The following is a 22151-nucleotide window of genomic DNA, read 5'->3' on the forward strand; positions in this document are numbered from 1 at the left end:
AAGGTTATAACTTTCTCCAAACATATTTTATGTACTTAGTCTTTGATACCGAAACCACCGGATTACCTAAACGATGGGATGCTCCTATTAGCGATTCTGATAACTGGCCAAGATGTATACAAATTGCATGGCAGTTGCATGATGCTATGGGCAATTGTATCGAACACCAGGACTATTTAGTACAACCAGAAGGTTTTAACATCCCTTATGATGCTGAGAAAATTCATGGCATATCAACGGAGTTGGCCGCTCAGGATGGTATTACTCTTGAGGAGGTTTTAGAAAAATTCAATACAGTTTTATCCAAAACCAAATTTATTGTAGGACAAAATGTTGGTTTTGATGTCAATATCATGGGAGCCGAGTTTTATCGCTTAGGAGTTGATAATCAGCTTCAGGAACTCCCGGTGCTTGACACCTGTACAGAAACTACAGCAGAACTATGTCAGATTCCCGGAGGACGTGGAGGAAAATACAAGTTGCCTACATTAACAGAATTACACCAACATCTTTTTGGCACTGCGTTTGGAGAAGCGCATAATGCAACAGCCGATGTAGAAGCTACTACGCGCTGTTTTCTGGAGTTAATCCGTAAACAAATATTCACCCAAGAAGAACTTGATGTTCAACCGGATTATTTTCAAAATTTTGCAGAAGCTAATCCTGAACCTATACAAATCATAGGTTTAAAACATATTAATCTAAAAAAAGCTTCTCAAAAAATACGAGAAGCCCTGGAAAAACAAGTTGGATCTGATCTGTCGCAGCAGGAGATTGACGATAACCTAGCCGCACTTGACGAAATAAATTTTACTCACTTACATAATCACACTCAGTTTTCAGTATTACAATCCACCACAAGTATTCCAGGCTTAGTAAAAGTAACGGCAAAGCATAAAATGAATGCTGTCGCAATGACTGATCACGCCAATATGATGGGAGCGTTTCATTTTGTTTCTGCAGTAACAAATCATAACAAAGCAGTAAAGGCAGCTAATGAAGAAGCAATTGAAAATGGTTCAGCACCCACAGGTATAGAAATCAAACCTATTGTAGGTTGTGAGTTTTTTGTCTGCGAAAATCATACAGATAAATCCAGAAAAGATAATGGGTATCAAATTGTGATGCTTGCCAAAAACAAAAACGGATATCATAACCTAGCAAAAATGTCTTCCATTGGATTTGTAGATGGGTTTTACTATTTGCCAAGAATTGATAAAGAAGTAATCAAACAATATAAAGAAGACATCATTGTACTTACAGGAAACCTTTACGGAGAGGTTCCTAGTAAAGTATTAAACATTGGAGAAAAACAAGCTGAAGAAGCCTTGTTATGGTGGAAAGAAGAGTTTGGTGATGATCTATATATTGAGATTATGCGTCATAACCAGGAAGATGAAAAAAGGGTAAACCAAGTATTGATCAATTTTGGTAAAAAGCATGATATCAAGATAGTTGCTACCAATAACACATATTATTGCGAGAAAGAGGATGCGAACGCCCATGACATTTTACTATGTGTAAAAGATGGCGAAAAGCAGGCAACACCAATTGGACGTGGAAGAGGTTATCGTTACGGATTACCTAATCAGGAATATTATTTCAAGTCTTCAGAGGAAATGAAAACTTTATTTAAAGATCTTCCTGAAGCCGTTATCAATATCCAGGAAATCGTGGATAAGATAGAACCTTTTGTATTAGCTAGAGACGTATTATTACCTGCTTTTGATATTCCGGAAAAGTTTCAGTTTGAAGAAGATAAAGTAGATGGTGGGAAAAGAGGTGAAAATGCATATTTAAGACATATTACATATGAAGGTGCAAAGATTCGCTATGAAGAAATCACTCCAGAAATTGATGAGCGATTAGATTTTGAACTAAAAGTAATCGAAAAAACAGGGTATCCAGGATACTTCTTAATTGTAGAAGACTTTATTCGAGCCGCCCGTGATATGGGGGTTTCGGTAGGCCCAGGACGTGGATCAGCTGCCGGTTCTGCAGTAGCTTATTGCTTATGGATTACCAATCTTGATCCAATTAAGTATGATTTACTTTTTGAGAGATTCTTGAATCCGGATCGTGTAAGTATGCCTGATATTGATATTGATTTTGATGATGAAGGACGAGGTCGTGTCATGGATTATGTAATTGAAAAATATGGGGCAAATCAAGTAGCACAAATCATTACCTACGGTACTATGGCAGCAAAATCTTCTATTAGAGATACTGCACGTGTACTAGATCTTCCTTTAGGAGATGCGGATCGTATTGCCAAGTTAATTCCGAATATGTCTAAACTTGGAAAGATTTTTGGAGTAGACGAAGCTACCTTAAAGAAAAAATTTAGAAGTGATGAACTCGAAAAAGTCAATGAGCTCCTAAATATTGCTGAAGGTTCAGACCTAGAGGCTGAAACACTGAATCAAGCACGTGTATTAGAAGGTTCAGTAAGAAATACTGGAATTCACGCCTGTGGGGTAATCATTACACCTGATGACATTACCAAATTCGTTCCTGTGGCATTAGCAAAGGATTCTGACATGTACTGCACCCAGTTTGATAACTCTGTAGTAGAAAATGCAGGGTTACTAAAAATGGATTTCCTGGGACTGAAAACCTTAACCCTTATTAAGGATACCGTGAAGATTGTCAAAGCAAAGCATGGTATAGAACTCGATCCGGAAAACTTTCCGCTAGACGATGAAGAGACTTATGCACTCTTCCAACGCGGGGAAACTGTAGGAATATTCCAATATGAATCTCCTGGGATGCAAAAATATATGAAGGAACTGAAACCTACAGTTTTTGCAGATCTCATTGCTATGAATGCATTGTATCGTCCAGGTCCTTTAGAATACATCCCTAGTTTCATTAACAGAAAACATGGTACCGAAGAGATTATTTATGACTTAGAAGCTTGCGAAGAATACCTGAAAGAAACCTACGGAATCACAGTATACCAAGAGCAGGTAATGTTACTTTCGCAAAAGCTAGCTGATTTCACCAAAGGTGAAGCTGATGTATTGCGTAAAGCAATGGGTAAAAAACAAAAAGCAGTACTGGATAAGATGAAACCTAAGTTTATCTCTCAGGCATCTGCCAAAGGACATGCAGAAGATAAACTAGAGAAAATATGGAAAGATTGGGAAGCCTTTGCTGCATATGCTTTTAACAAGTCCCACTCTACTTGTTATGCTTGGATTGCTTATCAAACTGCATATCTCAAAGCTCATTACCCTGCAGAATATATGGCTGCAGTGTTATCCAATAACATGAACGACATCAAACAAGTTACTTTCTTTATGGAAGAATGTAAGCGAATGAAGTTAGATGTTTTAGGACCTGATGTTAATGAATCTTATCGAAAGTTTTCAGTAAACAAAGACGGTGCGGTACGATTTGGGATGGGAGCTATTAAAGGAGTAGGTACTGGTGCAGTTGCTACTATAGTAGAAAACAGAAAAGATGGACATTATAAATCCATTTTTGATATGGCCAAACGTATTGACCTCAGGGCTGCCAATAAAAAGGCCTTTGAAAGTTTAGCGCTAGCAGGAGGATTTGATTCTTTTGCAAATACTCATCGAGGACAATATTTCCATCAGGATGGGGATAGTATTACTTTTCTCGAAAAAGCCATGAAATATGGGGCTAAATATCAGGAAAATGAAAACTCATCTCAGGTAAGCTTGTTTGGAGAATCTAGCGATGTTCAAATCCCGGAGCCGATAGTCCCTCCATGCGAAGAATGGGGAACCATGGAAAAACTTGCCAGAGAAAAAGAGGTTGTAGGTATTTATCTCTCAGGGCACCCGCTAGATGATTTTAAATACGAAATGAAATACTTCTGCAATGGCACTTTACTCAATTTTGCAGATCTAGAAAACAATCTGAATCGTGAAATCTCATTCGGTGGAGTAATTACTGGTGTAGAACACCGTACTTCAAAAAATGGTAAAGGTTGGGCAACTTTTACAATAGAAGACTATAATACAGCTCACGAGTTTAGAGTTTTTGGCGAAGATTATCTAAAACATCGTCCATTTTTGGTTCAAAGTACCTTTGTTTATGTCAAAGCTTTTATCAAAGAAGGCTGGGTTAATCGTGATACAGGTAAAAAAGGTGATCCAAGAATTCAGTTTAATAGTTTCCAACTATTACACGATGTCATGGAAAGCTACGCAAAGAAATTAACTATCCAGCTAGACATTAATGATTTGTCGGACTCAAGAATTGATAATTTAAAAGAATTACTGACAGAACATTCTGGAAATCATACGCTGAATTTTGTAATTTTCGAAATGGCTGAAAAACTAAAATTACATATGCCAAGTCGAAAACAAAAGGTAAACATATCTCCAGAATTACTCACAGCATTGGAAAATGATTCTGTTTACTATAAATTGAATTAGAAACAATGTATCATTTGATATTCGAATATTATTTATCAACAACATTTTACTCAATGCATTAAATTGTATGGAGAAAAAGTTTTGTTGATTTTATAAACACATTATAGATTTGCTCAGTTATCTGTAAAAATACCTTTATATTGTAATAGGTTTATTCACTATCACCTATGCAAAAAAAGATATTCATCATCACTACACTAGCAATTATAATCTGTTGCCTTATCTTTTTTTTAACCCTATACAAGCATACAAAAAACGTATATGTAGACATCACCCCTATTGCAACCCATGATAACGGAATGGAATTTATAGATTCCTCTACTTGCATAGAATGTCATCAACAGATTGTAGAGGATCATTATAAAACAGCACATTATAATTCTCTAAAAGTTGCAAATGACGAAACTATAAAAGGCAGTTTTAAAAAAGAACATAATAGCTTCAGACTTAATGAAAATGTAATTTTTAATATGATAAAACGAAGTTCAGGGTTTTATCAGGAACCAATTATCAAGAAACAAAGCACTCCTTTTTATGCTGCTAAGATGGATCTTGTTATAGGATCAGGTACAAAAGGGCAATCATACTTGATGTGGAATAAAAACAATTTATTTCAATTGCAGGCTTCTTACTTTACACCAACCAATAGTTGGATCAACAGCCCTGGAGCACCAGATAAGTTAACACCAGCAAGGCCTGTTATAGAAAGATGTCTAGAATGCCATACCACTTATGCTCAAAATACATCAGGAAACAAAAATGGAAATCAGTTCCATAAAACAAACATAGTCTACGGCATAGATTGTCAACGTTGTCATGGCTCGGTAATTAAACACGTAAAATTTCACAAACAGCATCCAAAAGAAAAAACTGCAAAACATATTCTCAAATACAGTTCTCTCACACGTCAACAAAGATTAGATGCCTGTGCGCTTTGTCATTCTGGTTTAAGAACCAAGGCCACAGAACGTGCTTTTACATTTATGATCGGAGACACCTTAGCTAACTTCTCTTCTTCTGATTACAATGAAACCAATCTTGAAGACTTAGATGTTCATGGAAATCAATATGATTTATTAAAAGCAAGTCAATGTTTTAAAAAAAGTGCTACTCTCGATTGTACAACTTGTCATAATCCACATAAAAAGGAAAGAGGTAATATCGCTGTATTCAACCAAAAATGTATAGATTGTCACACTACACAGAAAAAACCTATAAACTGTTCGGGGAACAAAAATGAAATCAAGAAAATGGGGAATAATTGTGTGCAATGTCATATGCCATTGGTCAACAGTAAAATTATGAAAATACAAGTCTCAGAAAAAGATGAAGTCTCAGTTCAGGTAAGAACACATTTTATAGGGATATATAATAAAACTTCAGACTAATTTTTAATCAAAAAAACTTCTTGCCCAGTTTTCGGCTTCTTCAAGATCTTTAAAAAAAGTAAAGGCCTCATTCCAAAGCGGCTGTTCTTGCATCGCTCTTTTTACTTCTTCAGGATTTTCAGAAACAATAGCAAATCCAATCATATTCTTTAGAATTCTACCTTTATAGACATTAAGGTCTATGTCATGGGGGTATTTTCTATGAGTTATGAATATAAAATTTCTACCTTTATAGTATTCTTCTAGATAAGAGGTAATTTCACTTGCCGTCTCAATAGTAATGGCAGAGCCTTCACGCATCACTAAAATTGCATGAGATTCTTTAAAAATTAAGTCACAGTAAGATAATTGGGTTTCTTTCATCATCTATAAATCATACATACAAATATAATGTTAATTTTATTTTGAACACCCTCTCCTTCTTATTTTGAAATTTAATCCCTATTATTGCTTTACATAAGGTATTAGCTAAAGAATAGAACTCAACTATACTTTAGGTATCAGTAAATTAAATAACCCTATAGCTAAAACAAATATCAGGGTTGTAAGCTTTCGCAGAATTATTGACTAATTTTGTGAATATTTAAAATAAATAAAATTTTTAAACAAAATAGATAACTATGGCACTAGAAATAACAGATGCTACTTTTGATGAAGTAGTACTTAAAAGTGATAAACCTGTACTTGTTGACTTTTGGGCAGCATGGTGTGGCCCTTGTAGAATGGTAGGTCCAATTATCGAGCAAATTAGTGACGAATATGACGGGAAAGCTGTTGTAGGAAAAGTAGATGTTGATGCGAATCAAGAATTTGCTGCAAAATATGGAGTAAGAAACATCCCAACTGTTTTGGTTTTCCAAAATGGTGAAGTTGTAGGACGTCAGGTTGGAGTATCTCCTAAAAACGTATATGCAGAGGCATTAGACTCTCTTTTATAAAAAAGTACATATTATTAAATCAAAAAAGGTTTGGCAAAGTGTCAAACCTTTTTTTGTGCATTATATAGTAGTTATACGTATATTGTTTGCAGTAATCATTAAATAAACAAAAGCTTCTATTTTATTCCATGGATATTCAAAAAGAAATAAACAAAACCGGAGGTTTTACTAATCTAGAGCTATTAGCTAAACAAGTAGTCGAAGGTTTTATTTCAGGAATGCATAAAAGCCCATTCCATGGTTTTTCTGCAGAATTTGCAGAGCATAAAGTATATAACAACGGCGAAAGTACTAAGCATATTGATTGGAAATTATATGCTAAAACCGATAAACTTTTTACTAAAAGATATGAAGAAGAGACTAATCTAAGGTGTCACATCATTATTGACAATTCCTCTTCAATGCATTTTCCAAAAGTAAAGGAACATCATTTAGGATCTTTGAATAAGATTAGTTTTGCTGTATTAGCAACTGCTTGTTTAATGAATATCTTAAAAAAACAACGAGACGCTATAGGGCTCAGTATTTATAGTGACCAATATGATTATTACGCTCCTGAAAAAGGAAGTGAAAGACATCACCAAATGTTATTAAACACTCTTAACAATACACTAATCCATACAACTGAGTCTAAAAAAACAGATACTTACAGTTTTTTGCATTTAATTGCTGAAAAAATACATCGCAGATCTCTGATTTTTTTATTTACAGATATGCTACAAGCAACCTCTAGCCCTGATAAATTATTTGAAGCACTTAGACATTTAAAATATAATAAACACGAAGTTATTTTGTTCCACACTTTTGATAGCGAAAAAGAATTGAATTTTGATTTTAGTAATCGCCCCACTCGATACGTAGATGTTGAAACTGGAGAATTTATTAACCTATACGCCGATAATATCAAGGATAATTACCGAAAAGAAGTTGCTGATTATTTTTATGATCTAAAAATGAAATGTGCTCAATACGGAATAAAGTATGTAGCTGCAGACACCACAAAAGATTTTGATAAAATTCTCACAACATATTTAGTTGAAAGACAGAAGTTTGCGTGATTACAAAATATAAAATATAAAAAAAACAAAAAAAACATTTGCGGGTAATAAAATGAGGTGTATATTTGCATCCGCAATAAGGCCTTGGTCTGGTAGTTCAGTTGGTTAGAATACCTGCCTGTCACGCAGGGGGTCGCGGGTTCGAGTCCCGTCCAGACCGCAAAATTGCTAAAGCTTCAATTATAATTGAAGCTTTTTTTAGCAAGAAAATGTTGTGTTGTCTCACGCCTAGCGTGAGCGGTTTAGTAGTAAACCAATGAGAAGCTTTTCCATATAAATTTGGAGAGGCTTTTTTTAATTTATGATCTTTTCAAAATAACCCTTCTTTATATTCCCATACTTTTTGAAAATAAAGCACGGCAAACCATACAGAAACGATAAACTTTAATAATGTTCCCGCCAAAAAACCTATAAAAGATCCAAATGCAGCTTTTAGTGCTTTTGAAGAATCTTCGCTGTTTTTAATAATCTCACCAATAAACGCCCCCGCAAAAGGCCCAATAATAATCCCAAACGGCCCAAGAAATAGCAGACCAATAATAAGACCAAGAGAACTACCTATCATTCCATATTTAGTTCCGCCAAATTTCTTAGTCCCCAGGGCTGGCACAATATAATCCAACACCCATACCAAAATCGAGACACCAAGTGTAATTCCTAAAAAAGTCCAATTTTGAGGTATCGCCTTGGTAAAATGAAGTATTAATAAGCCAATCCACGAAGTAAACGGCCCCGGTAATACAGGAAGAAAACTACCTACTATTCCCAAAACACAAAAAAGAAAACCTACTACTACTAAAACTATATCCATAATCTATACAATTGTCTATGTGACGAAAATGTCACAGATTTGTTACTTAAGTTTCATCCAAAAGTTAAGTTTCAATAAAAATATAGCTCAAAAAAATATCACACCTTACCAATTTTATTTAATATTAAAGAAAGTGATATAAAGATTCTGGGAGAACGGTTAACAGGAAATTGATAACTCATCTTCAGTTTATTTAAACTAAATATTGCAAAACAACACTGGTTTGTTTTTTTAACTAAAAAATTAGTTGAAACAAAATATTTCCTATATTTGTCTCATTCAACTAATTTTTTAGTTAAAAATCATGAAGCAACTTACCAAAGCAGAGGAAGAAGTAATGCAATTGTTATGGCGGTTAGAAGAAGCTAATGTAGCTTCTATAATTGGCCAGATGTCAGACCCTAAACCCGCATACAACACAATTTCCACTATTATTAGAATTTTGGAAAACAAAGCTTTTGTATCTCATCGTAAGGAAGGAAAAGGGTATATCTATTTCCCTGTAGTTAAAAAAGAAGAGTACAGCAATCAATCATTAAACAAGTTGATGAACAACTACTTTAATGGTTCTTTTAGAAATATGGTTTCCTTTTTTGTAAAAAAGAATGACATGGATATCAAGGATCTGGAAAAAATTCTAACTGAAATAGATAAAGAAGAAGAAAAATAATTATCATGCTCTACTATATCTTACAAACCCTACTGTTTCAGCTATTATTCCTCATCATTTATGATGTATTTCATAAAAAGGATACTTTTTTCTCTTTAAACAGAGCTTATTTACTTATTACATCTGTACTATCATTTGTATTGCCTTTTATAAAAATCAAAAGCATTCAAGAAAATATCCCTGAAGAATATGCAGTTAATCTACCAACTATTTTTATAGGTCAACAGCCAGAAAATATTCTAGCTGCAGAGACAGTAACTACTATACAAAACACCTCTTATATCTTCGATAATATAAACTGGTGGATTGTAATTTATGTTAGCGGTGTAATTCTAATGCTTTTGCATCTAATTTCAAAAAGTGTAAAACTCAGAAAACTTAGAACTCATTCTACTCATACCAAAATCGGGAATTACAAACTACTTACTTTACCTAAAAGCAAAGATGCATTCTCTTTTTGGAACACAATTTATCTCGGAGACAGAATACCTCAATTAGAAAAAGAACGGATTATCGCCCATGAGATTGTACACCTGGAACAAAAACATTCATTAGATCTATTATGGTTCGAAATGCTAAAAATCATCTTCTGGTTTAACCCTTTGGTATATGTTTATCAATCCAATATAAATACATTACACGAATTTATTGCTGATGCAAAAAGTGTTGGAGTTCTTGGAAAAAGAAAATACTATGAACAATTATTAAATACTGTCTTTGATACCGAAGATATAAAGTTCATTAATCAATTTTATAATCACTCTTTACTCAAAAAACGAATATTAATGTTGCAAAAATCTAAATCCAAAGCTATCGTAAAATATAAATACTTGGTAATATTACCTATTCTTACTCTAATGATTGTACTAAGTTCTTTTGTTAAAGATCAAGAAAGTTTAATTCCACCAATGAATAAACAGACGACAGATAAGTTACAAAGTGAAACAAATAAAATCCATTATAACAACCTTCAAAAAAACAACACTACTGGTACAAATATAGATCCGAAAAGCACCAAAAATACGGAAGCTCCTATATCTATTAATGACACTGAGAAAAAAGAGCTTGAAAATAAGCTTTCAGAAGAAATTAATAACAAAACTAGAAATACTAAACACACTGTAATTCCTCAAAAATTAGATTTTCCTTTTGATGAGGTTGAAAAAACACCAACTACAGAATCTTGCAAAGATATTGCCGATAATACCGAGCGCAAAAAATGTGTATCTGATGAAATCAAAAAATTCGTAAACGAAAACTTCAACATAGCGGAAATGCGTAAATATGCGCAACCGGATATGAATAGAATCTATGTACGTTTCAAAATTGACACGCTAGGAAACATAGCAGATATACAAGCTCGTGGTCCAGCACCAGAAATGCAAAAAGAAGCTACTCGAGTAATTAAGTTACTGCCACAGATGATTCCTGGAGAACATAAAGGACAAAAAGTTTCTGTTTTATACACCTTACCTATCGTGTTCTTTAATTCTGCTAAGACGGAAGAAAACAAAATTCAAAAAAAACCTGTGATTACAGAAGGTAATATAATCTCAGAAAACTTAACTGAGCATCTGGATCATGATATTAAATCAGGATATTATTTGATCACTAATATTTTTAAGCATAAAAATTATCTTGATAAAATGCTTAAAAAATTCAATGAATTAGGGCTTCCTGCAAAAATGTTTAAAAACCCAAAAGATGGGTACTCTTACGTCTATCTTGGAAGATACGACACACTAGAAGAAGCAAAAAAGAAACTATTAAATAATCTGGATAAAAGATACTATGGAGATATGTATATTCTAAAAGTATATGGAAAATAAAAGCTATTAAAAAATAACCGCCCCATAAGATCTTCATACTATCAAAAAAATTATGTAGTTTGCTATTTGCTAAATTGCATAACAAATAATGAGTAAGAGATATTGGTATATTTATTTAATTGTGCTCACATCCACTTCATGTGATAACTTTGTTTTTAAAAAAGATAATCGCAAAGATATCATTCAAAAAAAGTGGAGTGAGGTAGATAAAAATGAAGTGGATCAACCTCCTCTATTCAAAACTTGTCAATACAAAACAGAAAAAGAACTCGAACGGTGTTTCCAAAATACGATTACCAAACATATTCAGGATCACCTGATAGATCATACTTTTAAGGTGCAAGAAGCTATCAATGATACGGTTTGGGTTCCATTACTAATTACAAAAGACGGAGAGATTATTCTAGAAGAATTTTTACTGCCAGACATCATTCAGAATCAAGTTCCTGATTTTAAGACTGTTTTAGAAGCCAGTATTAGTTCCCTTCCAGAAGCTGAACCTGCACATACAAGAGGGACTCCAACCTCAGCACGCTATAAACTTCCTTTGGTAATAGATATTGATTAATAGTTTTGCTTAGTTTGAATTATGTAGTTTTGTAAAACACAATGTAAAATTTCCTTTTGACTAAAGAAAAAATCATATTAGGTATTGATCCGGGAACTACAATAATGGGTTTTGGGCTCATAAAAGTTGTCAATAAAAAAATGTCTTTTCTGCAATTGAACGAATTGCAACTGAGTAAATATGATGATCATTACCTAAAACTAAAGCTTATTTTTGAGAGAACAGTAGAACTCATAGATACTTATCATCCTGATGAAATCGCTATTGAAGCTCCTTTCTTTGGTAAAAACGTGCAATCTATGCTTAAATTAGGTCGTGCTCAAGGAGTAGCTATGGCTGCAGGATTAAGCCGTGAAGTACCAATTACAGAGTATTCTCCAAAAAAAATAAAAATGGCCATTACAGGAAATGGTAACGCCAGTAAAGAACAAGTTGCCAAAATGCTACAAAGCCTTTTACAACTCAAAACTTTACCAAAAAATCTGGATTCTACTGATGGATTAGCTGCTGCAGTTTGCCACTTTTATAATATGGGTAGAGCAGATATTGTGGGTAAAAGTTATACGGGCTGGGCAGCTTTTGTAAAACAGAATGAGAAAAGAGTAAAAAAGTAGTTACGAATTACGATATTTGATTTCAGATTATATAAATTTCATAAATCACACTCTAAAATCTAAAATTATCAGCGGTATCTACATCCATATCCCATTTTGCAAACAAGCATGTCATTATTGTGATTTTCATTTTTCAACTTCGTTGGAAAAGAAAGATCAGATGGTATTTGCTATTTGTAATGAAATTAAGCTTCGAAGACCAGAAATTGATGATTACGAAGAGATTCAAACCATTTACTTTGGTGGAGGAACACCGACAGTATTATCAGTTAGTGCTCTTCGGTTTATTATTGACACTATTTATGAAAACTACCTAGTAGCCGATGATGCCGAAATTACTATAGAAGCTAACCCAGATGATCTTACCGAAGAAAATATCAAAGCATTAGCAAAAACTCAAGTCAATAGACTAAGTATTGGGATTCAGTCCTTCTTTGATGAAGACCTGAAAATTATGAACCGTGCTCATAATGCTCAAGAAGCTCTGCATTGCTTGTCCCTAGCGACTCGCGAGTTTGAGAATATTTCGATAGATCTAATTTATGGTGTTCCTAATATGTCTACGGAACGTTGGAAACAGAATATTCAACAGGCTTTGGATTCTGGAGTACCGCATATTTCTTGTTATGCTTTAACGGTAGAACCTAATACTGCATTACCTAAATTGATCGAAAAAGGAGAAATCCCACCTGTTGATGATCATCTCGCTCAACAACATTTTGAGGTTTTAGTAGAAACCTTAGAAAATAACGATTTTGAACATTATGAACTCTCCAATTTTGGAAAATCTGGTTTCTTTAGTAAGAATAACACTGCGTATTGGCAAGGCAAAAAGTATTTGGGTATTGGCCCTTCTGCGCATTCATACAGTGGTAAACAACGAAGTTGGAATATCAAAAACAACATAAAATACATCAAAGCTCTACAGCAAAACGAGCTTCCTAATGAGACAGAAGACTTAACAACTATAGATCGGTATAACGAATACGTGATGACTGGTTTAAGGACAATTTGGGGAGTTTCTTTAGACAAAGTAGAAAAAGAATTTGGTAATAAACATAAAGAACATCTTCTGCTACAAGCTAAGAAACATCTCGATGAACATTTATTGTTTTTGGACAAAGACAAACTATTAGTTACCAAAAAAGGAAAGTTTCTTAGTGACGGTATTGCAAGTGATCTTTTCTTAGTAAATTTAGGGTAGCAAAATATGGGCTGTGAAAGAAAAGTACGATATCATAGGGATTGATTACAATACAACAAGAAAAGCAGATCCTTATCTCTTCAGTCGATTACTTTTTCACCTCGATCCTAATTCAAAAGAAACCTATCTGGATATTGGATGTGGTACTGGTAATTATACTAATGAATTCGCCAAAAAAGGTTATCAATTTATAGGTATTGACCCTTCATACAAAATGCTGGAAAAGGCAAAGGCCAAAAATGATACTATAACATGGAAAATAGGCAAAGCCGAAAAAATTGATTTACCCAACGAAAGTATTAATGGGATTATTGCCAGTTTAACATTACATCATTGGACGGATTTAAAACAGGGTTTTTCTGAGCTCAATAGAATTTTAAAACCTAATGGCAAAATTGTAGTTTTTACGGCTACTCCCTCTCAAATGAATGGATATTGGCTGAATCATTATTTTCCGAAAATGCTAGAAGATTCAAAAAATCAGATGCCTTCTTACGAAGTAATTGAAGATACACTTAAGATCAATAACCTGGAAATTGAAATCACTGAAAAATATTTTATCCAACCAGATTTGCGCGATCTATTTCTTTATTCTGGAAAGCACAATCCTAAGCTATATTTTGACCCTAAGGTACAGCAAGGAATTTCTTCTTTCTCGTCCCTTGCTAACACTGAAGAAGTTGAAAAAGGGCTAAAAATTTTGAAGCAAGACATTGTTTCAGGAAACATACAACGTATTATTAAAAAATATGAAAATACAGATGGAGATTATCTTTTTATGGTTATCAAAAAATCTAAAAACAATTTATGATTACAAGAATTACGTATAACAAACAATTCTACACTGTCGATTTATCAAAACCTCTTGATATTTCTATTCCTATTAGAGCTTCAGAAGAAAATATAAATGCCTGGTATATATCAGCTCCTAAAATTGAACCCGTTAAAGATGGAGATTGGGTTGGCAAAGTATCTGAAGGAGCATCTACAAACTTTAATAACATCTCTTTTAATCCACACGGACACGGAACACATACCGAATGTGTAGGTCATATCACTCCTGAATTCCACAGCATTAATCAAACATTAAAACAGTTTTTCTTTTTAGCAGAAGTTATTTCGGTTAAACCGAAAAAACTAAAAGAAGACTACATAATTACCAAAGAACAAATCAAAACTGTAATTACTTCAAAAAACTCCAAAGCACTAATCATAAGAACACTTCCTAATAAAGAAGATAAGCTTAATAAGCAATATTCTCATACCAATTGGCCGTACCTTACAGAAGAAGCTGCTTCTTACATTAGAGATTTAGATATAGAGCATTTACTGATCGACTTACCCTCCATCGATAAAGAAAAGGATAATGGTAAGTTATTGGCACATAAAGCATTTTGGAATTATCCTGAATCAACCAGATATCAAGCTACTATAACAGAGATGATTTACGTAGCCAATGATATCAGAGATGGACAATATATATTAAATCTTCAGATTGCCTCATTCGAAAATGACGCTTCCCCAAGTAAACCGGTACTATATAAAATATTATAATAATGAAAACGACATTAAAACTTGAAGAGATTGCCATGTTGGGATTAAGTATTTATCTATTCAGTTTACTATCCTATCCTTGGTGGTTATTTTTAGTTTTATTTCTCACTCCGGATATTGGGATGATTGGATATGCTATACATAATAAAGCAGGTGCATTTTGTTACAATCTATTTCATCATAAAGGATTAGCAATATTAATATATGGTCTAGGAGTTTATGTATCTAATGAATTACTTCAGTTTTCCGGCATTATTCTCTTTGGCCATGCTTCTTTTGATAGAATACTAGGATATGGTCTGAAGTACGAAAAAGGTTTTAAATTTACACACCTAGGTGAAATAGGGAAAAAGAATTAGCATGGAATTATTATTTGTAGGGTTATTAGGTGGTGCTATCGTAGCGTATTTTATTTTTGCCAGATTCAGTATTGCCAAAAATCGATCAACTGTACGCTCACAGTCTACAGTGTTGATGGAAAAAATAAAAAATGTATGCAAACTGATTACTGTTGAAGGTGATTTTGCAGAAATTTATCACTACGAGAGTGTAAAAGAAAAATTTTTTAAACTATTATCAGGAACTAAAAAAGCACTAATTGTAATCGATGCTAAAGCTTATGTCGGTTTTGATTTATCCCAGGTCAAACTGGAAAGTGACACCAAAAACAAGCGTATTATTCTTACGCATTTTCCGCAACCAAAATTACTTACCATAGAAACCGATTTTAAATACTATGATAAAAAAGAAGGTTGGTTAAATCCATTTACCTCTGGTGACTTAACAGAATTAAACAAAGAAGCTAAACAGTTTATCAAAGATAAAATTCCGCAAAGCGGTTTAATGGAATCTGCAAGGAGAGAAGCGTTAACAGCTATCTCTCTAATGGAAACCCTTGCACAAGCTATAGGCTGGGAACTAGATTATTCTGCATTAGAATTAGATAATAAGGATAACGCAAAACAGCTAGAGGAATAATGAGTTTAGAAATTTCAACTGATCATAAAAGGTTAGATATTGACTTCATACATCAATTTCTTACCAATGCATATTGGGCAAAAGGGAGAACTCGTGAAGAGGTCGTAATTAGTATTAATAACTGTTTGAGTTTTGGGGTTTATTATAAAAACAAACAAATTGGATTTGCCCGAATCTTAACTGATTATACAGTTTTTGCATACTTGATGGATGTATTTATCGTTGAAGAGTATAGAGGTAAAGGATATTCAAAACAATTGATGCAAGCTATTGTAGAACACCCGAATTTACAAAATGTAAAAAGATGGATGTTAGCTACTAAAGATGCTCACGGTTTATATCAACAATTTGGGTTCAAGCCACTTCCTGATCCTTCATTGATTATGGGTAAACTTATAGAACGTTAAAAGATGAATGTAGAAATATTTAGAGACTATTGCTTAGCAAAAAAGGGAGTAACAGAAGAATTTCCTTTTGATGAAAATACACTAGTTTTTAAGGTAATGGGAAAAATGTTTGCACTTACGGGACTAAACAGAATACCTTTTAGTGTTAACCTAAAATGTAATCCTGATCGGGCTATAGAACTTAGAGAATATCATCCCGAAATTACACCAGGCTATCATATGAGTAAAACACATTGGAATACAATAGACTTTACAGGCGGTCTCCCAACCGATCTATTATTTGAATTAATAGATCATTCTTATGATTTGGTTGTAAACAGCCTTACTAAAAAACTAAAACAAGAATTAGAAAATCTATAAAAATTGAGAATATAGAAGAAAATTAAAAGAATATAGACTACTTCTATTTTCTATGTTATTTCTCTATTTTTCTGATTAACAATATGAACAACCCACACGAATTTTACAAACAGCAAATATCCCTACATACTCAATCTCTAAAGAAAGTAAAACAACAATTAGCGATTTCGAGTACAACCCGATTAGTGGTTTTCCTGGCTATTATTTCGGTAATCTATTTTGGATATCCTAATACTCAGATTATTATAGGAAGTATTGCTATTGGGATCACAATATTTATCTTTTTAGTCAATCGGCATACAGATCTTAGCTACACCAGAGATAAGCTTCAAAAACTTATAGATATTAATCAATTAGAACTAGATGTCTTTAACGATGATATTAGTAAACTTTCTCCAGGAAAGGAATATATTGATACTACTCACCTCTATAGTCACGATATAGATCTTTTTGGTGTCCGTTCTTTTTTTCAATATGGTAATCGTACAACTACGCTGGCAGGTAAAGATACTTTGGCCTCTATACTCACTGAGAATTCAATTGATGATATCGAAAGAAAACAGCAAGCCATTAAAAACCTGACAGGGCTGCCAAAGTGGAGACAAGAATTCAGTGCTATTGCTTCTTTAGTTGATGTAACTGCACCTATTTCTGTTATTCAAAAATGGTTACAGAACTATACTCCTTTCGTACCAAAAGTTATGAAGATTCTTCCAGGTATGGTATCCGCAATTTCCATATTGATGTTAGTCTTATTATTTTTAGATATTATCACATTCCAAGTGTTTTTATTTTGGTTTTTTATTGGGCTTGCGATCGCTGGAACTCAACTAAAAAAAGTAAATGCTTTATATAATGATGCTAGTAAAGTAAAAGATACTTTTGAACAGTATTATAAATTAGTTGCTCTTATCGAAAAAGAAGAATTTTCTTCAGCTTTATTAAAAGAAAAACAGCAACTAGTGATTAGTAATAATGAAAAAGCCTCTCAAACCCTAAAACAATTTGCAAGTATTCTTAGCGCATTTGATCAACGTAATAATATGATGTTTGGTGTTTTTGCGAATGGTTTAGCATTGTGGGATATCATACAAAGCTATCGTATTGAACAGTGGATTACCAAAAATCATGATAAAGTAACCCAATGGTTTGAGGTAATAGCCTTCTTTGATGCCTATAACTCATTAGGTAATTTTGCATTCAATCATCCAAAGTATGTATACCCTAGAATTGTATCTGATAATATCATTCTTAAGGCAAAAGAGCTTGGTCATCCCATGCTAAATACGCTAAAAAGAATTGATAATGATATTGAGATTAACCGTGAACAGTTTTTTATTATCACAGGAGCCAATATGGCCGGAAAGAGTACCTTTCTGCGCACAGTAGCTTTGCAAATAGTGATGTCCAATATTGGATTACCAGTTTGTGCAAAATCTTGTGAATACAATCCTATCAAACTGATTTCCAGTATGCGAACTTCAGATTCATTAAGTGATGATGCTTCCTATTTCTTTTCTGAACTAACTCAACTAAAAAAGATTGTCGACAAACTCGAAGAAGATGAGTACTTTATCATTTTAGATGAAATCCTAAAAGGAACCAATAGTAAAGATAAAGCAGCAGGGTCGAGAAAATTTGTAGAAAAATTAGTTGGAGCCAATGCTTCTGGTATTATTGCCACTCACGACTTAAGTTTATGTGAGATCACTTCAGAATTGCCACAAGTAGAAAACCGTTTTTTTGATGCTCAGATTGTAAATGATGAACTTTATTTTGATTACAAATTCAAGGATGGTGTTTGTCAAAATATGAATGCCTCTTTTTTATTGAAGAAGATGGGGATTGTGTAACCTCTTTTTAAATTCTGATGGAGTTATACCTTTTATCATTTTAAACTTCCTATTGAAATTAGAAAGATTTCTAAACCCACTAGAAAAAGAAGCTTCACTAATAGATATATCTAGCTCTTTGGATATCATCTGACATGAGTTTTCTATTCTTACTTCGGTTAAAAACTGAAAAAAAGTCTTATTTGTCCTTTGTTTAAAATACCTGCAAAAAGCATTTGGAGTCATATTAGCAATACTAGAAGCTTCGTTTAATGTAATATCTCTATGAAAATCATTTATCACTAATTGAAAAACATTTGCCATTCGTTTCCCTTCATTGTCAGTATAATTTTTCTTTGGAACTGATTCTGATATCGTCTTTACATCTATTTGACAAAAAAGCTTTAAAATTTTCAAAAAAGTAATAAAACGATCCAACTTATGCTCCTCTTCTTTAATAGCTAATATTTGTTCTTTTAATTCATCTTTTTGGCTTATCACTTTTACACCATAAGATATATTTCTGAAGAAATTTGTTAAATCCTCAAATTCCGAAAGGTCAAAAAACTCTTCCCCAAAAGATTGTTCAGTGAAAAACATAGAAATCATATATGATTCTGAAGAAGAGTAGTTACTTTTTAATACATGAGGTACATGGCTACCAAAAATCAGAATATCATCAGCTTTGTAGTTTGTAATAGAATCGCCGACAATCAAACTACCTTCCCCGGATACGATAAGAGAAATCTGAATCTCCTCGTGTTGATGAAGTTTATCATAAAAAAAATCACCTCTATCCTCTTGAATGATGAGAGTTGTAGCGGTAGTTTTAGGTATTTTAAATGGTAATGCCTTCATATAACTAAATCAATATTAATCATTTAATTGATATTAATCATTATATAAGGTAATATAGTATCATAAATGGCTAATTTCATAACATACTACACATATCAATCATAATATCTTTGATCAAAATTCACATATTATGTCAATACAATGGGAAGGTGTAATGCCTGCAGTAACAACAAAATTTACTGATGAAGATACTTTAGACCTAAAAATGTTTAAAGTAAATGTTTTAGCTCAACTCGAAGCAGGAGTACATGGAATTATACTAGGAGGGACTTTAGGAGAAGCCAGTACCTTAAGTGATGAGGAAAAAAGAATTCTGGTTAGAACTACAGTAGATATTGTCTCAGCTAAGGTTCCTGTAATTATTAATATTGCAGAGCAAACTACAAAAGGTGCTATTGAAGCTGCAAGGAAAGCAAAAGAAGATGGTGCAAGTGCTTTAATGATGTTACCTCCTATGAGATATAAAGCAGGGGATAAAGAAACTGTAACTTACTTTTCTGAAGTTGCCAGAAATACAGATTTACCTATTATGGTATACAACAACCCCATAGACTATAAAATTGAAGTAACCTTAGATATGTTTGAAGAATTATTACAATTTGATAATATTCAAGCTGTAAAAGAATCCACTCGGGATATTTCTAATGTAACACGTATCAAAAATAGATTTGGAGATCGTTTAAAGATATTAAGTGGTGTTGATACATTGGCATTAGAAAGTCTATTGATGGGAGCTGATGGTTGGGTCGCAGGATTAGTAGATGCATTTCCAGCAGAAACCGTGGCTATTTACGAACTTCAAAAAGCAGGCAGAGTTAAAGAAGCTATCGATATCTACCGATGGTTTTTACCATTGTTAGAGTTAGATATAAACCCTAAATTAGTACAAAACATTAAACTAGCAGAGGTAGCAACCGGAATTGGCACTGAAAACGTGCGAGCTCCGCGATTACCACTTTTTGGAGAAGAACGTAACAGAGTATTACAGATTATAGAAAAAGGCATAAAAACCAGACCTAAATTACCTGATTACAAAACATTAAACCATTCACTATCAAACTAAATCATTAATTCACCTCTTTGAATATGATAACAGGAAAAAATTATATAGGAAATCAACTTTTATCAGAAGGTAACAAAACCTACAAAACGTTGAATCCCAAGCTGAATATTGAAAACGAGCATACTTTTTTTGAAGCTTCAGAGGAAGAAATAAATATGGCAGTATCACTAGCCTCAAAAGCTTTTGAAACTTTTAAAAAGGTATCAAGATTCAAAAAAGCTGAATTCCTCAATGCTATTGCAGATGAAATCCTGGCTTTAGATACTATATTAATTAATACTTATATGTCCGAAACAGGCTTACCAGAAGGAAGAGCAAAAGGTGAACGAGGAAGAACCATAGGTCAATTAAGAATGTTTGCAGACCTTGTAACAAATGGCTCTTGGGTAGAAGCTACTATTGACACTGCTGATTTGGACAGAAAACCAATACCAAAGCAGGATATTCGTAAAATGCTTATCCCTTTAGGGCCTGTGGTTGTTTTTGGAGCTAGTAATTTTCCGTTAGCGTACTCTACAGCTGGTGGAGATACTGCCGCTGCATTTGCAGCTGGATGCCCGGTAATTGTAAAATCGCATCCTATGCATGCCGGAACTGGTGAGTTAGTTGCTTCTGCAATCATCAAAGCAGCTCAAAAAACCGGAATGCCTAATGGCGTTTTTTCTAACCTGAACAGTTCAGGGATTGAAGTCGGAGTTCAACTCGTAAAACATCCAAATGTAAAAGCAGTAGGTTTTACAGGGAGTATTCGTGGGGGTAGAGCATTGTTTGATCTAGCATCACAACGACCAGAACCGATACCGGTTTTTGCAGAAATGGGAAGTATAAATCCCGTTATCTTACTGCCGAAAGCAACCAAATCCAGAGGAGAAAATCTTGCTAAAACATATGCTAAGTCTATTACTTTAGGAACAGGACAATTTTGTACTAATCCAGGGTTGATTATAGGAATTAAAGGAGAAGCTTTGGATAGTTTTATTCAAATACTGTCTAATGAAATTATAAAAATTGAACCTTCTTGCATGTTACATCCTAATATCATTGGCAACTACGAAAGAAATAAAGCTAATGCATTACAACAAGATGGGTTATCGGTTACCGCAGAGTATGATCAAGATATTGCGATAAATCATGCTAGACAAACGATTACTACTGTAGAAGGAAAAACATTTTTAGAAAACACAACCTTACACCAAGAAATATTTGGACCTTTTTCTTTAGTAGTACAATGTGAGAGCGCAGAAGAATTAGAAACCATAATATCTAATCTAGAAGGACAACTAACAGGAACTATCATCGCAGAAAATGAGGAAGCTTCAACATATAATTCAGTGATTGAAGCACTCCAAAACAGAGTTGGAAGAATTATTTTTAATGGAGTGCCAACTGGTGTAGAAGTATGCCCGGCGATGTTACACGGGGGACCTTATCCTGCTTCAACAGATAGCAGATTTACCGCTGTGGGTATTCACTCTATTAAAAGATGGGTGAGACCATTTAGTTACCAGAGTTGGCCGAATGATTTGTTGCCTGATGAGCTTAAAAATGAAAATCCACTCCATATTTCTAGACTTGTAAACGGTATCCAAACTAATGAATCGATCTAA

21 protein-coding genes and 1 tRNA gene are annotated in these 22151 nt (G+C 33.5%); 19 read left to right on the top strand and 3 right to left on the bottom strand.

Annotated features, from left to right (window positions below):
- Positions 1 to 29 precede the first annotated feature (29 nt).
- Both dnaE and J8M14_RS12510 read left to right on the top strand, forming a co-directional pair.
- Positions 30 to 4412, top strand: coding sequence for a DNA polymerase III subunit alpha (dnaE, locus tag J8M14_RS12505; RefSeq protein ID WP_211074957.1), 4383 nt, complete (start codon positions 30 to 32; stop codon positions 4410 to 4412).
- 167 nt (positions 4413 to 4579) lie between these two features.
- Positions 4580 to 5800: a multiheme c-type cytochrome gene (locus tag J8M14_RS12510; protein WP_211074958.1), complete on the top strand. Its 1221-nt coding sequence runs from the start codon at positions 4580 to 4582 to the stop codon at positions 5798 to 5800.
- A 3-nt stretch (positions 5801 to 5803) separates the two neighbouring features.
- Here the strand turns inward: J8M14_RS12510 and J8M14_RS12515 are convergent, their stop codons facing one another.
- Entirely contained in the window at positions 5804 to 6166 is a 363-nt protein-coding gene (locus J8M14_RS12515; protein WP_211074959.1) for a hypothetical protein, read from the bottom strand.
- Between the two features lie 254 nt (positions 6167 to 6420).
- On the opposite strand from J8M14_RS12515, the gene trxA reads away from it, so the two are divergent.
- From trxA to J8M14_RS12530, 3 genes are all read left to right on the top strand, one after another.
- Complete coding sequence (gene trxA, locus J8M14_RS12520; RefSeq protein WP_103865399.1) at positions 6421 to 6738, top strand: thioredoxin; 318 nt, start codon at positions 6421 to 6423, stop codon at positions 6736 to 6738.
- A 128-nt stretch (positions 6739 to 6866) separates the two neighbouring features.
- A complete protein-coding gene (locus J8M14_RS12525) occupies positions 6867 to 7796 on the top strand; it encodes a DUF58 domain-containing protein (RefSeq protein ID WP_211074960.1) in 930 nt (309 codons plus the stop codon).
- A gap of 86 nt (positions 7797 to 7882) precedes the next feature.
- A tRNA-Asp gene (locus J8M14_RS12530) sits at positions 7883 to 7956 on the top strand.
- Between the two features lie 150 nt (positions 7957 to 8106).
- Here J8M14_RS12530 and J8M14_RS12535 read toward each other — a convergent pair.
- Positions 8107 to 8607, bottom strand: a complete 501-nt coding sequence (locus J8M14_RS12535; protein WP_211074961.1) for a DUF456 domain-containing protein — start codon at positions 8605 to 8607, stop codon at positions 8107 to 8109.
- A gap of 304 nt (positions 8608 to 8911) precedes the next feature.
- Here J8M14_RS12535 and J8M14_RS12540 point away from each other — a divergent pair, with 304 nt between their 5' ends.
- From J8M14_RS12540 to J8M14_RS12595, 12 genes are all read left to right on the top strand, one after another.
- Positions 8912 to 9277 (top strand): BlaI/MecI/CopY family transcriptional regulator, encoded by a 366-nt coding sequence (locus J8M14_RS12540; protein WP_211074962.1) that lies wholly within the window; start codon positions 8912 to 8914, stop codon positions 9275 to 9277.
- A 5-nt stretch (positions 9278 to 9282) separates the two neighbouring features.
- Positions 9283 to 11106 carry a M56 family metallopeptidase gene (locus J8M14_RS12545; RefSeq protein ID WP_211074963.1) on the top strand — a complete coding sequence of 608 codons (1824 nt, stop codon included), beginning with the start codon at positions 9283 to 9285 and terminating at the stop codon, positions 11104 to 11106.
- An 88-nt stretch (positions 11107 to 11194) separates the two neighbouring features.
- Positions 11195 to 11674 (top strand): hypothetical protein, encoded by a 480-nt coding sequence (locus tag J8M14_RS12550; protein ID WP_211074964.1) that lies wholly within the window; start codon positions 11195 to 11197, stop codon positions 11672 to 11674.
- Between the two features lie 56 nt (positions 11675 to 11730).
- On the top strand, positions 11731 to 12288 hold the full coding sequence (ruvC, locus tag J8M14_RS12555) for a crossover junction endodeoxyribonuclease RuvC (RefSeq protein WP_211074965.1): 558 nt from the start codon (positions 11731 to 11733) through the stop codon (positions 12286 to 12288).
- 67 nt (positions 12289 to 12355) lie between these two features.
- A complete protein-coding gene (gene hemW, locus J8M14_RS12560) occupies positions 12356 to 13492 on the top strand; it encodes a radical SAM family heme chaperone HemW (protein ID WP_211075077.1) in 1137 nt (378 codons plus the stop codon).
- 13 nt (positions 13493 to 13505) lie between these two features.
- Complete coding sequence (locus tag J8M14_RS12565) at positions 13506 to 14303, top strand: class I SAM-dependent methyltransferase (RefSeq protein WP_211074966.1); 798 nt, start codon at positions 13506 to 13508, stop codon at positions 14301 to 14303.
- Positions 14300 to 15046: a cyclase family protein gene (locus tag J8M14_RS12570; protein WP_211074967.1), complete on the top strand. Its 747-nt coding sequence runs from the start codon at positions 14300 to 14302 to the stop codon at positions 15044 to 15046. Before J8M14_RS12565 ends, J8M14_RS12570 begins: the two co-directional genes overlap by 4 nt.
- A 2-nt stretch (positions 15047 to 15048) precedes the next feature.
- A complete protein-coding gene (locus J8M14_RS12575; RefSeq protein ID WP_211074968.1) occupies positions 15049 to 15405 on the top strand; it encodes a DUF4260 domain-containing protein in 357 nt (118 codons plus the stop codon).
- A 1-nt stretch (position 15406) separates the two neighbouring features.
- Complete coding sequence (locus tag J8M14_RS12580; protein ID WP_211074969.1) at positions 15407 to 16024, top strand: DUF4230 domain-containing protein; 618 nt, start codon at positions 15407 to 15409, stop codon at positions 16022 to 16024.
- Positions 16024 to 16431 (top strand): GNAT family N-acetyltransferase, encoded by a 408-nt coding sequence (locus tag J8M14_RS12585; protein ID WP_211074970.1) that lies wholly within the window; start codon positions 16024 to 16026, stop codon positions 16429 to 16431. The genes J8M14_RS12580 and J8M14_RS12585 overlap by 1 nt, the downstream gene beginning before the upstream one ends.
- 3 nt (positions 16432 to 16434) lie before the next feature.
- Positions 16435 to 16791, top strand: a complete 357-nt coding sequence (locus J8M14_RS12590) for an MmcQ/YjbR family DNA-binding protein (RefSeq protein ID WP_211074971.1) — start codon at positions 16435 to 16437, stop codon at positions 16789 to 16791.
- Between the two features lie 83 nt (positions 16792 to 16874).
- Positions 16875 to 18644, top strand: a complete 1770-nt coding sequence (locus tag J8M14_RS12595) for a DNA mismatch repair protein MutS (protein ID WP_211074972.1) — start codon at positions 16875 to 16877, stop codon at positions 18642 to 18644.
- Here J8M14_RS12595 and J8M14_RS12600 read toward each other — a convergent pair.
- On the bottom strand, positions 18618 to 19481 hold the full coding sequence (locus J8M14_RS12600) for an AraC family transcriptional regulator (protein ID WP_211074973.1): 864 nt from the start codon (positions 19479 to 19481) through the stop codon (positions 18618 to 18620). The two genes, J8M14_RS12595 and J8M14_RS12600, sit on opposite strands and share 27 nt — an antisense overlap.
- Before the next feature lie 130 nt (positions 19482 to 19611).
- Here J8M14_RS12600 and J8M14_RS12605 point away from each other — a divergent pair, with 130 nt between their 5' ends.
- Together J8M14_RS12605 and J8M14_RS12610 are read left to right on the top strand one after the other, a co-directional pair.
- The gene (locus tag J8M14_RS12605) at positions 19612 to 20544 is read left to right on the top strand and encodes a dihydrodipicolinate synthase family protein (RefSeq protein WP_211074974.1); all 933 of its coding nucleotides are present in this window, start codon (positions 19612 to 19614) and stop codon (positions 20542 to 20544) included.
- Between the two features lie 23 nt (positions 20545 to 20567).
- Entirely contained in the window at positions 20568 to 22151 is a 1584-nt protein-coding gene (locus J8M14_RS12610) for an aldehyde dehydrogenase (NADP(+)) (RefSeq protein WP_211074975.1), read from the top strand.

The organism is Aquimarina sp. MMG016 (assembly GCF_018100805.1).
In the GTDB taxonomy this organism is placed as follows: Bacteria; Bacteroidota; Bacteroidia; order Flavobacteriales; family Flavobacteriaceae; genus Aquimarina.

Bases quoted from the DNA above. Each gene is read 5' to 3' on its own strand.
- dnaE (WP_211074957.1), top strand. From the start codon at position 30: ATGTACTTAGTCTTTGATACCGAAACCACCGGATTACCTAAACGATGG.
- J8M14_RS12510 (WP_211074958.1), top strand. From the start codon at position 4,580: ATGCAAAAAAAGATATTCATCATCACTACACTAGCAATTATAATCTGT.
- J8M14_RS12515 (WP_211074959.1), bottom strand. From the start codon at position 6,166: ATGATGAAAGAAACCCAATTATCTTACTGTGACTTAATTTTTAAAGAA.
- trxA (WP_103865399.1), top strand. From the start codon at position 6,421: ATGGCACTAGAAATAACAGATGCTACTTTTGATGAAGTAGTACTTAAA.
- J8M14_RS12525 (WP_211074960.1), top strand. From the start codon at position 6,867: ATGGATATTCAAAAAGAAATAAACAAAACCGGAGGTTTTACTAATCTA.
- J8M14_RS12535 (WP_211074961.1), bottom strand. From the start codon at position 8,607: ATGGATATAGTTTTAGTAGTAGTAGGTTTTCTTTTTTGTGTTTTGGGA.
- J8M14_RS12540 (WP_211074962.1), top strand. From the start codon at position 8,912: ATGAAGCAACTTACCAAAGCAGAGGAAGAAGTAATGCAATTGTTATGG.
- J8M14_RS12545 (WP_211074963.1), top strand. From the start codon at position 9,283: ATGCTCTACTATATCTTACAAACCCTACTGTTTCAGCTATTATTCCTC.
- J8M14_RS12550 (WP_211074964.1), top strand. From the start codon at position 11,195: ATGAGTAAGAGATATTGGTATATTTATTTAATTGTGCTCACATCCACT.
- J8M14_RS12570 (WP_211074967.1), top strand. From the start codon at position 14,300: ATGATTACAAGAATTACGTATAACAAACAATTCTACACTGTCGATTTA.
- J8M14_RS12575 (WP_211074968.1), top strand. From the start codon at position 15,049: ATGAAAACGACATTAAAACTTGAAGAGATTGCCATGTTGGGATTAAGT.
- J8M14_RS12580 (WP_211074969.1), top strand. From the start codon at position 15,407: ATGGAATTATTATTTGTAGGGTTATTAGGTGGTGCTATCGTAGCGTAT.
- J8M14_RS12585 (WP_211074970.1), top strand. From the start codon at position 16,024: ATGAGTTTAGAAATTTCAACTGATCATAAAAGGTTAGATATTGACTTC.
- J8M14_RS12590 (WP_211074971.1), top strand. From the start codon at position 16,435: ATGAATGTAGAAATATTTAGAGACTATTGCTTAGCAAAAAAGGGAGTA.
- J8M14_RS12595 (WP_211074972.1), top strand. From the start codon at position 16,875: ATGAACAACCCACACGAATTTTACAAACAGCAAATATCCCTACATACT.
- J8M14_RS12600 (WP_211074973.1), bottom strand. From the start codon at position 19,481: ATGAAGGCATTACCATTTAAAATACCTAAAACTACCGCTACAACTCTC.
- J8M14_RS12605 (WP_211074974.1), top strand. From the start codon at position 19,612: ATGTCAATACAATGGGAAGGTGTAATGCCTGCAGTAACAACAAAATTT.
- J8M14_RS12610 (WP_211074975.1), top strand. From the start codon at position 20,568: ATGATAACAGGAAAAAATTATATAGGAAATCAACTTTTATCAGAAGGT.